This is a genomic window from Halonotius pteroides (assembly GCF_003605635.1).
Lineage (GTDB): Archaea > Halobacteriota > Halobacteria > Halobacteriales > Haloferacaceae > Halonotius > Halonotius pteroides.
In genome coordinates this window covers 49,814-62,074 of record NZ_QMDW01000005.1, presented here as the reverse complement: position 1 = coordinate 62,074, position 12,261 = coordinate 49,814, and the positions used below count along the sequence as shown (strand labels likewise).

Sequence of the window (12,261 nt, the reverse complement as noted above, 5' to 3'; positions counted from 1 at the left end):
CGGGCCCCTCCCGTGAACACAGTTAACAACTCGACGTCACAACTGAGGGCATGGCTGAATACGACTCTGGGACGTACGAGATTCATCTCAGAGACGAGAACCGGAACGACCTCGAGGTGTTTCTCTACGACTATTCGGGCAAGAAGCTCACGGGGAGGGGTGCCAGCGAGAAGTTCGTCGAACACTGGTTTGACGACGACAACCACGACGGTCGATGGGGTGACGCGGTGTACGACCACTTCAATACGCCGGACAACAAGGCTGACGACGCGTCGTTCGTCTATCCACAGCAGAATAACAGCTCCCAACCGGACCCGCCACCGGGACACGAGGATTTCGAGTTCCTCGATAACAACGATTACGTCTCGAAGCCCCCGAACCCCGTGGCAGAACGGATCGCCAAGAGAGTCGAGCGTAACCTCTCCCCGTGGTACAAGCGCGGGCTGGTCTCGAAGATGAACGAGGACTCCACCACTGATATTCACTGGACGGATTACGCCAAGGTACCGTACATGACGGGAGTCCCCGACCTGCTGGTGTGGAACGAGGAGTGCCCCAGGGCCGAGACGGAGAAGTTCGTTGAGGTCAAGTCGGCAGACGAGGGGATTCTACGGAGCCAGGCACAGTGGTTCGCCGAGTACGACTACTTCGACAACTACACCGTGTGGATCGTGGACCCCTGACGACTTCGGGGATCCGGCATCGTCGGCGCGAATTCGCCCCGTGCGACAAGACTCCGGGCGATACAGCACGCGAGGTCGGTATCGTCTGTCAGCGTGTCCGGCAGCTGGTGGTGGACACCACCACCAACCATCTCGGTGAGTCGATCGTGCGCCTCGTTGATGGCCTGCACGGGCAGTCCCCCCACCGGACGGCCGCGCGCGTTGCCGCCGGCCAGGCCGAGCAGGGCGCCGGCACTACGGTTGGGGTCGACGGTCGTGTTCATATCCACCCGTGTGGTCGGGAGCGACATCAGGGTCGGGAGGTAGTCACCGCTGGTTGCTAGCTCGAAGTCCGGCCGGGAGTCATCCTGTCTTCGTTGATCAACACCCGACCGGCCTATCGGTGTCTCACCGCGCCGGGGATCGGCGCTGAGTACGGCCCTGGTTCTTCCATCACAAGCTCGTCGTGGGGAGCTGTACGGACGGCGAGTGACGGACCGGAGACCGAACCAATCGCATCCATGAATCCGGGTTCACTGCTGTAGATGGCGAAGGCGTCGATGACGACCCTGACGAGTTCGTCGCGAACGGGATAGGTGTCGATTCCCGCGATGAGTTCCTCCTCGGGCGTGGGCTTGGAGCCGGCGGGGACGAACTCAATTCGGATGTCTTCCTCGGGCGGGTGCGACGGTTCGGCCCACGGCGTGTGCGTAAAGCGGTCGACTGGGCCGACGAATTCGGGGACGGCATATCCCAGTGACTCCTCCAAGAGCGTTCGCACGTACGGTCCACTCAGGAAGAGAATGTCGTCGAAGTGGGTAGGGCCACGATCGGCTGATGGATTGCCCACGTCGACGTCGTCCACCGCGTCGAGCTCGGAGCCGACCGATTCATCAGCGTCGCTATTACTCGGGCTGTAGCGTTGTACATTGAGGTACTTCGAGCGGTCTGCCTGTTCGGTGAGCTGGCGTGTGAGGAAGTTCCCGTTGTACTCGGCCAAGAGCGCGAGTTGGAGCTCGTCGAGGGCTCGGACGGAGAGTGGCAGGTATTCGGGTGGGAGGCCGCGCTGCCCGACAGCAGCGTGGAGTGCAGAGACAGAGATCGGCGAGTACTTCGGTTCGCTGGAGGGTGCGTCTGGGGTCGTGTCGAATGGAGACTCGTTCCCATTGGGAGGTACAGTCATTTTGATTATACACGCACCCCTTCCCTCATTTTGGTATATAAACCAGAGCACGGGGGTGACCATTCACAGTTAGGGGGCCCTCCCGATGAGCTGAATCATCGAAAAATCTCGTCCCGCTTACCCGCTGGACCGGAGAGTTTGTACGGACAGTCGACTCCGGCGCTCTTGAGCTCCACCGTTTGTCGGAAACCCCCGCTTCTCAGGGCCTTCGGAGATCCATCTCTCGGAGGTAGGTGTCCCGGCATCGGGCTGCCACAACGAGCTCGGCCGGCGGAGCGTCGTACTCCCACGGCGCGAACACGCGTTCGACTCCGTCTGAATCCCTTCGATTCTGATTGTTCGTGTCAGAGCAGCCATCTTAGCGCTCTTTAGCACACCTCTGGCATTCGAGACCGTTCGAAATCTTTTGAACTGGGTCCTGTTCAGAGAGCTCCTGATCACATGACGCACATCGAACGGTCTCAGTCACCCCAATCCCGCTCCCGTATCCGAGAGTAACGGTTTGACCTCTGCTCCCATTAGTAAGCTCGAAATCGACCTCCCCCCGCTCGTATTCGACCTCCGTCAGAGTGAGCGGCGTGACCTGTACATCGAGTGAGTGCCGTTCTCGGATTTCTCGCTGGCGCTCGGGAAATCCACCGTCTCGACGCTCCCGTAGCTCGTTGAGCGTTTCGTTGAGTTCTTCATACTCCGATTTGAGTTCCTTCCGTTCCCGCAGCGCCTGAACGCGCGAGTCCTCGTCCCCGGTGTTGATTTGCTCGCTCAGGTCGTTAATCTTTGCCGACAAGTTCGAGTGTTCTTCCTGTAGTTCGGTGATGCGGTGCTCTTGCAGCTGGCGGTACTCTTCAACTTCAGAATCTGCCGCACGGGAGGCTTCTCGATGGATCTCGTCGAGTCGGTCCTGTATCTCGTTGATTACCAACTCACGAGCCGTATCCAGAAGCGGTCGCGCCTCTGTCTGTGTCAATTCCGCGCTGCCACTGGGGGCTTCGCTGGACTCTACCGAGGTCAGTTCGAGAAAGGATTCGGCCAATCTCGGTAGGTGCTCCTCTGACCGGGAATCCACGGCGACGGCGCGGAGGAACTCTTTTTGATATTCACTGACGGTCTCGATGCCGACACGAAAGAGCACCACGGCGGCTGTACGGTCGTAGTACGGGACGAATTGCGCGTTTTGTACTTCAACATCGCTGCGTTGGATCCACTTTGGAGTCTCAATGTCGGATTCACTCTCTATCGATAGCTTGCCGGTAGGTGACCGTTCTGCTGCCTCACGGAGGAGCCGTTGAAAGAACGCACTCTCTGGGTGTAGCCGTTTCGTGCTATCATCGTCGCCGTCTGGAGCGCCTTCCCCACGAACGAGCGTGTGTTTCCCGTGGGGAATCTCGGTGTCGGTTGTATCGGGTACAGACACCACCCAATAGTCATCGCTGTGCTCAATGGAACAGCCGAGAGAGCGGAGATATCGTTCCGTGAACTGCTCTACTGCGGATTGGGTAACAGGAACGGCGGCGTCAGTCATCGCTCTCCCCTAGATCAAACCCTTCGAACACGCCGCTGTTGAACTCCTCAAGTTTATTAGCGAGATCACGCTGCTCCTGAAGATCAACGGCCATCGCATCGAAGTCGTTCTCAAGATCGACCTCGGAACCAGCGTTCACTAGGCGTTCGAAAATCTCGTCTTCGAAGCTCGTCCCCGACTCTTCCAAGCGGCTCAGGATCGAGCTCAGTTCCCCGACGCTCTGCTGGAACAGATCGATCTTGTGGTACAACCGTTCCAGTACGTACTCTTCGACCGTATCATTCAACGCCATATTGAAGATGAATACGTCTCGTTTCTGCCCGATCCGGTGTACACGCCCGATACGCTGTTCAACGCGCATCGGATTCCACGGCAAGTCTAAGTTAACCAATATGTTACAGAACTGGAGATTACGCCCTTCGCTCATTGCGTCGGTTGAAACGAGGATTCCGCCCTCTTCTTCGAAGTCCTCGACAATTTGCTCCTTCTCGCTGCTTGAGTGCCCACCGTGGAACGCGTGAACCGTGTATCCCTCTGAGGCAAGTCTGTCGAGGATCTGCTGTTGGGTCGCTCGGAACTGCGTGAAGACGATTACCCTCCCCATTTCGACGGTATCACGGGCTTCCTCAACGATGTCCAAAAGTCGCTCCTGTTTGGTCACCGTATCAATCTCATCGATCAGATCCAGAATGGATTCCAGTTCGTCCGCGTGTGTGAGCTCCGACTGCTCGTAGAGTCGCTTCTCAATAGTCTGCTTGAGAGCGACTGGGCTGCTGACGACCTCCTTTTGTAAGAGCATTAGTACCAGCTTCTGGCCCTGGTCCTGGCTGTAGGCCCCTTTCACGTAGTTAGAGACCGCTTGATAGAGCTCGCGTTCCTTCGGCGTGGGGTCGAACGTCCGTGTGTCGATAGTCCGATCCGTAAAATCGATGTCCGTGTCTTCCCGTCGATTCCGAACCATCACCTTATTCAGTCTGTCTTGTAGTTCGTCCCGATTCACCAGCGTCTCCTGATTGCTGTTCACGAAGTAGTGGTGAAAGACGTCGCGTGTGCCGAACAGTCCGGGTCGGAGTAACGAGACGACGTTGTACAGATCCGTCAGCTCGTTCTGAATGGGCGTCGCTGTCAGGAAGAAGGCGTAATTGTACGAGAGCTGGTCTATCAGGTCGTAGCGGTCCGTCTCTTCGTTCTTGACGTAGTGAGCCTCGTCAAGCACCAGAACGTCCCAGTTGCGCTTGAGGACCGTTTCACGGTGTCTCTCGCTCTTCGCAGTGTCGATGCTTGCGATGATGTAGTCGTGCGCATCGAAGTCCTCGAACTCGTCGTCGTAGTTGCAGACGAAGTCAAGTCCAAATTTCTCACGGAGTTCCGCCTGCCACTGTTTGGCCAACTGTGCAGGGGTGAGAATAAGGACGGATTCGTCCGTCTGTCGGAAGTGCATCTCCTTGAGGATCATCCCGACCTCGATGGTCTTTCCGAGCCCGACCTCGTCAGCGAGGAGTGCCTTTCCGTCCATCTCGAAGAGGGCCCGATAGGCCGCGTCCACCTGGTGTTCCAGTAGCTTGACGGAGTTCTCGTCCAACTCTTTCAACGACCGCAGTTCGGAGTCAGGTTGCCCGGCTTGGAGACGGACAGCTTGGATACTCTGTAGATGGTCTCCTCTATTGCTGTCCTCAGACAACGAATCAAACAGATCGTCAGCAGATTCGTGTGTGACCTCGATATCGACGAGGTCGTACCCGCTCATACGTTCGTAGAGACAGGTGTGCGTGATATACATTTGGTGACCGAGAGCCACAGATCTTCACGCTGTACTGTTGTCGCGTCTCGGGCTGTGTTCAACGGGACCATAGTGTTTATTGGGTGCCACCGAGGTTTGTTTAAGTATCAAGATGGTACAGACGGGATCCTTATCGAATACTCTCGAAGACACGGTGACCCTCAGCCGGGAGCTTCGGGAAGAGGGCCAGATCGACGGGCAGGTAAAACTCTACAACGTTGACGACGACGACGAGTTCGAGTCTGACGCGGAACTCTTCTTCGAGCGGACACTGATGACGCAGGGCCTTCGAGAGGCCCTTTCGATCCTCCGTGATTCGTTGACTGGTGATGATCCACGTGGGACGCACATCCTCTACGGTCCGTACGGCAGTGGGAAGTCTCACCAGATGGTGGCGCTGTACCACTGTTTCGACGATCCCACGGCAGCAGGTGCGTGGGCGAGTGATTCAGTCGAAGGATTCGACGCTGCACTTCCAGAGTCGGCGACGCCGATCACGGTTGCGATGCAGAACGAACAGTACGAGTACCTCTGGGAACCGTTCTTCGAGTCCCTCGATTACGATCCCGGGACGTTCGAGTCGGGCGGGTATCCCGATATGCAGACGATTCAGGAGGCCGTCGGCGACGACGCGATCGCATTTTTTGTGGACGAGCTGGAGGACTGGTTCGACACGCTGCAGGGCGACCGCAAGAGCGCGAACAAGGCGTTCCTTCAGTCGCTGCTCGAATCGACTGCACTCTCTGACCTCGAACTCTACACCATCGTCTCGGTGCTCCGTGAGGGGTCCGAGGTTCACGACATTCTGAATCGGGAACAAGCGGTCGAGGTCAATATGAACAACCAGGTGGACAAGCGCGAAGTCCTTCGCCACCGCCTGATCGACTCCGTAGACGAGAGCGCTGCCCGAGAAATCGTCAATGGATACTTCGACGCGTACGATCAGGCAGAGGGGCACGTCGATCTTCCGGACGACCTGCTGTCGGAGATGCACGACCTCTACCCATTCCACCCCGTGCTTCTGGACGCGCTTGAGACACGCTACTACGCCGATGAAGGGAACCAGAACACGCGGGGGATGATCTACCTCTTCTCTAAAGTTCTCTTGCAGATGCAGGATCAGACGGACCTGATCACTCACGGCGACATCGATGCCATCGAGTTCGAAGACGAACTGGCGAAGATCAACTATGAACGCCTGAACGCTGCCACCGGAGATATCAAGAGTCGTGTTGACACGGATGAAGTGCCTCACGGTCGCCGCATTCTGAACACGATTCTACTCTACTCTCTGAAGCCGAGCGAAGGCGAGGGCGCAGAGGTTTCGGAGATCGTGATGGGTGCTTACCAGACGGGTGACCTCGTCTCTGACGTCGTTCTCAACCTCGAACGATTGCACGGCGTCGCGTGGCACCTCCACAAGCTGAACGGGAAGTACGCCATCCGGGACCGACAGAACCCCAACGCGCTCATCCGGAACGCAGCCGTTGACGTGTCGGAGACGGCGGCGAAGGCCGAGATCGCGGACTTCATCACCGACATCTTCGGATCGAACGCGCACCCAGTCGGATTCAGGACCAACGATATGCGGGACATTCCGGACGACCGTGAGGTGAAGGTCGTCGTGAAGGACGGCCAGTGGACCCAAGCAGAGGTGAAGAAGGTCATCACGAACGACGGTCGCGGCCGCGAGTGGCGCAACACGCTCGTGTTCGTCCAGCCCTCGGGAGACAAGGCCATCGAGTCGGGTACACGGTACATCGACAAAGCACGATACATTGAGGGCGCGCGGCAGGTACTCGCCGACGAGTCTCTCGACGACGAAATCCGCACGTCGATTCGCAGTATGAAGGAGCAGGAGGAGAATGAACTCCGTGAGGAACTCCAACTCCTGTACGGCGATGTGATCGACGGGGACAATCTGATGGACGACGACGAGTGGGCGAAAGTGGAGCCGATGGACCTCGATGTCTTCGTCCTCGACGAGGCGGAACTCGACGCCTCGAACATTGCGGACTCTGCGGCAGCTGACCCGTTCGACCTCCAGTCGCACGTCTGGGACATTGCCGAGGACCTGCTGGAACGACGTGGAGAGATATCGGTCGAGGACATCTATGAACAGTTCCTCCGTGACCCGGAGCTCCCGATTCCCGGCAGCGCGAACGACGTGTTGAACGCGACTGTTGAAGCGCTCGACGGCAAGCCGGTGCTTGCCCGTGACACCGGCGGGTTCCGCGACGACCTTTCGGGAAGCTCGCTGGACACTGTACTCGTTCAGCAGGACGACGTGGACGTGTGGGGTGTCGATGATGCCGAGCAGGAACTCCGCCAGCGCTTCGGGAGCGGAACGACTGCAGTTGATATCGGTGACTTCGAGCTGGAGCTCGTTGAGGACGGCGAGATCTGGATCGACGGCGACAGCCACGACGTCGTGATGCGGGCCATCGGTCGGCTCGCCCGGGAGGACCAGTATGTCATCGTAAAAGGGAATGAGATCCTCGACAAGCCGCAGTCTGACGCGACGCTCCGCGATGTCGGCGGGGCGGAGGTCGTCGGCGCATCGTCCCTCGTGGACCGTATCGAGGCGCACATCGACGACGACGGGTACGCGAATCTCGGCACGATTATCGGGGAGGTACGGTCGGATGAAGCAGTGTTCCTGCCGCCGGACGAGACCGAATCGGTCGCTCGTGAAGCGGTCAACGAGTTCCTCGTAGACGACTACGTATTGGAAGCCGGCGGTCGGTACCTCGGATCGCTCGGCGACCGCGACCCGACGACGGTGAAGATCGTCCCGACGGTGTCGGACCGGATCGGCGATCAGATCCTGTCGTACATTGAAGACCTAGATCCGGGCGACCAGTTCACGGTCAACAAGGTCACTGACCGGTTCGACAGCAGCGTCACCGAGTACATGGTGCGGACGTACCTGCTGGAGAACATCGGGAAAGACGAGGAGCCAGAGTACGTGGTCAACACGACCGGCTCGGAGAAAGCGTCCGACTGGGTGCCCGGCTATCCGTTCCGGAAGGCCGACACGGAGGCCGATACGTGGCGCTTCGAGTTCAACGGCGACGACGTCGCCGCGATGCGGAGTAAGTGGAGGAACAATCATCAAACAGGTAGTGTCGAATACGGGGACATCACCTTCATGTTACCTGATAGAGAAGGCATTCCCAGTGCATTACAAGGGACCGCTGATGTCGAGCGAACACAGGTGAGTTTGACATTGCGTTCAGAACAGGATTACACCAAGGTACAGGATCTGTTCGAACATATGCCAGACGAGGCGTCAAGCATAAAAATCGAAATTAGTTTCCAGAAATAATGTCTCAGGAATCACAGAATTCTACAAGTAGTAACGAGCAGGAGGAACTTCCGATTGAGCGAGGTTTTCCTATTGAACAAGTAAACCAGTTAGCAGAAAAAGAGGCAAGAGGTATCGCAAAGCGGTATTACCGCCCTATATATACCATGCATAAATGGTGGGCTCGCCGCCTTGGCTGTGTGTTCAGAACAATCTCTCTTTATACACTATTAGATTCACCCGAAAAGGTGGAGGTGTTTGAGCCTGGGGAAAATTCATCGCTGGATGACTTTTCAACAGACACAGACACGATAGCGAACCTAATTAATCAAGTAGATATGTCTAACCCAGATACTTTGTGGGAACTTTATCCAAAAGATGTTAGAATCCAAGATAAGAAAATATTGGATCCATTCATGGGAGGTGGCACATCTCTAGTTGAAGCATCGAGATTTGGAGCTAGCGTGACTGGTGGTGACTTGAATCCAGTATCTTGGTTCATTAGCAAGAAAGAACTTGAAACAGGCAGTACCGATCTTGATGAGATTGAGGATGCGTATGAAGAGCTTAGTTCTAAGATGGAAGAGGAGGTGAGACAATACTACAAAACACCTTGTCCACACGGTGATCATCATGCCGAAGTCATCTGCTACTTCTGGGTAAAAGAGTTAGATTGTGTTTCTTGTGATAACACTGTCTCGTTGTTTAATGACTATCGTGTGGCAAAAGGTAGATACGGAGATCGTAAGGGGCAACAAATTGTTTTGTGTCCAGATTGTCAAGAATTCGTATATGTGGACAATTGGCAGAGTGAGTGTACTTGTACCAACTGTGGTAATGAATTCTCCCCAAAGACAGGGAACATCACTTCTAATGGCACGAAATATAGCTGCGGCAAATGCGGTCAAAAATATGGAATAACTGATGCCGTTGAGGAGCAAAATGGATATAACCAGCGGCTTGTCGGACTAGAATATTATTGTGAAGAGTGTAAGGACAACCCCAGACTAGACAAGGGAGATATCAAGGGATATAGAGCGACCAGACAGGAGGACTTGGATTTATATGAAGAAGCAGTGAATCGGTGGGCGAACGAAGATGAGTTAAAGCAATATACGCCTAATCATGAAATCCGTCCGGGTTGGAAAACCGCTGCGACAGATTTCGAGGGTTCGGCCCCTGGTGGAGGGAATTTGTCAATTCATGGGATTAGCTCCTGGGATGAGATGTTTAATGAACGCCAACTGCTCTGCCTTAGTCAGATGCTTAAGGGTATATCCGAATTGTCTGATGAGACAGCGAAAGAATTCCTATTGTTGAGCTTTAGTGATGCGCTTCGGGGCTCAACACTAATGACTACATATCAAACTGGATCGAACGCAATTGATCATATATTTAAATCGAATTCATTTGACCCGCCCAAACGTCCTGCCGAAAATAATCCATGGGGAGCGTCGGAAGGATCGCGTAACTTCGAACGCGCTTATGAGCGTCTGAAAAAAGGGATAGAATACGGAAACGCCCCATACGACCGCTACCCAGACGGGGATGAAATAATTAAATCACCACCGTTCGGTAAGCCTGTAGGTGAAGACGCCGAAATATATCAAGGAGATATTAGGGATATCGAATACGAAGATGAATTTGATGCGGTCATTACTGATCCACCTTATTATCATAATGTTATGTATTCTGAGCTGGCCGACTATTTCTATGTCTGGCAGCGGCTGATCCTGAAGGACAAATATGAATTCTTCGAACCTAAGCACTCACCCAGAAAAGAGAGTATTGTCTCCAATCCTGCCGAGCAGAAGGATGCTGAGACATTTGAGCAAGAACTCAGGGATGCTTTCAGAAATATTAAGCGCGCATTAAAAGATGATGGAATACTCACGTTCACATACCATCATAGCGACTCCGAATCTTGGGGAGAACTACTTGAAGCTCTCTGTCATGTCGGGTTCGAAATAACTGCATCTTATCCGATTACTGCTGATCTTGACAAGTTGGAAGCTGGCGAATCTGTATCGTTTGATATCATTGTTGTCGCTCGCCCGCGGGACGAAACTGTTCCCATTTCATGGAATTCGTTGCGGAGAGAAATTTACAGAACAGCTAGACGGACTCGTCAGAGGCTGGAAGAGAGTCGTGACATATCCCGTGGCGACATCGGCGTGATGGAGATGGGTGAGTGTTTCCGCGAGTACTCCAAACACCACGGGAAGGTACAGCGTGACGGCGAGATCATGTCCGCAAAGGAAGTGGTGCAAGAGATTTATGGCATCATCCAGGAGGCTAGCGATATCGGCGTCGAGGACGTATTCGTCGATTTGCTTGACTCGTCGAACCCATCGTTCGACGATGTCAACAAGCTCTGCCGCGGGACGAACGCCACGCCGGAGGACCTCAAGAGTACGCGCCTGTACAACCAAGACGACGGCTTCGAGCTCGGAACCTGGGACAACGAGAAGCGCCAGGCGTACATTCAGGAGCGCGTCAACGGCGACGGCGGAGATCACCTCTCGAACCTCGACAAGCTCCAGTTCCTGCGTTACCGCTACGAGAAGGGGCAGGCGGTCCAGAACTACGTCGAGAAGTGGGACGTCGATGACGACATGCGCGAACTCGCCGGCCGACTCGCCGACGTGACCGGCGACGACACGTACACGCGAGTACTCGGAGATCGGGACATCACGAGTTACTAACCATGGCAGGACCAGGCCAAATCCCCGGACGATACAACATCATCGTCGAAGGGGAGTACGACGTGTTCGACCATCAGATGCCGGTCGAGGAGTTCATCAAGCGTCTCGAAGACGACGACGTGCCAGACAAGGTCAGCGTCGTTGGACTGAGTGACGCGTTCGAAGACGGTGATGTAGCAGACGAAATCGCTCGTGCAATGGATCGACGAGCGAACGACTTGGAGTATCAAAGCCCGACTGTCCAGTTCGTCGTCGAAGGAACGTTCCACCGAAGCGGGAAGACCTACGACCTTCGCTACAACGACGCGCTGCACTCCCTGCAACAGGTCTTCGGCCCACAACTCGAACGGAAGGAAGAGGGAGACTGGCTCGTCGCACCGTTCTAAGTGTGCGACGACGAGGGCAGATGACTCCGAGTTCAACAAGGCGTCAGTAGAGGTCCACCCATCCAATCGTCGCGGGTTAGTAATCTACGATCTGTGCCGGAGTTAGTGTGACTGACTCGATTTTGTCCCGCGCAAGCTCCTGTTGGAGACCATTCTCACTAGTCAATCGAAGCTTCGCTTCTGGTCCGGTGTTTACTGCTTCAGCGGACGCTGCATAGTACGTCTTCTTCCCCTCGTTTGTCCAGTACTCAATCTGAAGTTCCCCGCCTTCAACGTCACCGCTCCACTGATGATTGACGTAATTCTGCCAGCATTCTTCACAGACATCGTCAGCATGGTCGTGCAGGTCACCGGTGAACGACTCAGGTTCGAACGCAATCTCGTAATGAAGGGGTTTGCCACGACAAAGTCGGCGAGCCTCGATAATTCCCCCATCTCCGTCTCGACGAATCCTGATCAAACAACTTCGCATACACACGATATCATCGTCCTCAAGTTCGATATACGCCTTATCGAGTCGGTCGCGGCAGTGTTCACACGTTATGGAATCTTCAGCTACGTCTTCTTGAAGTTCAAAGTGCTCTCCTTCGATGGGAACTCTCCATTCGTCGCAGAGGCTCGTCCAGCCGAACCCCCCACTCGGAGGCTGGTTGTTATCGTAGAAGACGTGGGTCTGTCCCTCTTTCGTCGTCCATTGATGCGGGGTTTGATACATA

The 12,261-nt window shown here is 55.2% G+C and carries 9 protein-coding genes; 4 read left to right on the top strand and 5 right to left on the bottom strand.

The genetic code is table 11. The features are described 5' to 3' along the window. The first annotated feature begins 50 nt into the window (after positions 1-50). Entirely contained in the window at positions 51-683 is a 633-nt protein-coding gene (locus DP106_RS04790) for a hypothetical protein (protein ID WP_120083773.1), read from the top strand. On the opposite strand, the gene DP106_RS04785 is transcribed toward DP106_RS04790, so the two are convergent. The 4 genes from DP106_RS04785 to DP106_RS04770 form a co-directional block, all read right to left on the bottom strand. After that, positions 656-946 (bottom strand): ADP-ribosylglycohydrolase family protein, encoded by a 291-nt coding sequence (locus DP106_RS04785; RefSeq protein WP_165857822.1) that lies wholly within the window; start codon positions 944-946, stop codon positions 656-658. The two genes, DP106_RS04790 and DP106_RS04785, sit on opposite strands and share 28 nt — an antisense overlap. Positions 947-1,059: 113 nt before the next feature. Next, a complete protein-coding gene (locus DP106_RS04780) occupies positions 1,060-1,845 on the bottom strand; it encodes a hypothetical protein (protein WP_120083770.1) in 786 nt (261 codons plus the stop codon). Between the two features lie 358 nt (positions 1,846-2,203). Then, positions 2,204-3,367 (bottom strand): hypothetical protein, encoded by a 1,164-nt coding sequence (locus DP106_RS04775; protein ID WP_120083769.1) that lies wholly within the window; start codon positions 3,365-3,367, stop codon positions 2,204-2,206. After that, entirely contained in the window at positions 3,360-5,114 is a 1,755-nt protein-coding gene (locus DP106_RS04770) for a DEAD/DEAH box helicase (RefSeq protein ID WP_120083860.1), read from the bottom strand. The genes DP106_RS04775 and DP106_RS04770 overlap by 8 nt, the downstream gene beginning before the upstream one ends. 145 nt (positions 5,115-5,259) lie before the next feature. Between DP106_RS04770 and DP106_RS04765 the strand changes: the two genes are divergently transcribed. From DP106_RS04765 to DP106_RS04755, 3 genes are read left to right on the top strand one after another with little or no spacing between them, the layout of a single operon-like run. Next, positions 5,260-8,475, top strand: a complete 3,216-nt coding sequence (locus DP106_RS04765) for a DUF499 domain-containing protein (RefSeq protein ID WP_120083768.1) — start codon at positions 5,260-5,262, stop codon at positions 8,473-8,475. Further along, on the top strand, positions 8,475-11,159 hold the full coding sequence (locus tag DP106_RS04760) for a DUF1156 domain-containing protein (protein WP_120083766.1): 2,685 nt from the start codon (positions 8,475-8,477) through the stop codon (positions 11,157-11,159). Before DP106_RS04765 ends, DP106_RS04760 begins: the two co-directional genes overlap by 1 nt. Positions 11,160-11,161: 2 nt before the next feature. Next, positions 11,162-11,545: a hypothetical protein gene (locus DP106_RS04755; RefSeq protein WP_120083765.1), complete on the top strand. Its 384-nt coding sequence runs from the start codon at positions 11,162-11,164 to the stop codon at positions 11,543-11,545. 76 nt (positions 11,546-11,621) lie between these two features. Here the strand turns inward: DP106_RS04755 and DP106_RS04750 are convergent, their stop codons facing one another. After that, the gene (locus DP106_RS04750) at positions 11,622-12,260 is read right to left on the bottom strand and encodes a hypothetical protein (protein WP_120083764.1); all 639 of its coding nucleotides are present in this window, start codon (positions 12,258-12,260) and stop codon (positions 11,622-11,624) included. Between the last annotated feature and the right edge of the window lies 1 nt (position 12,261).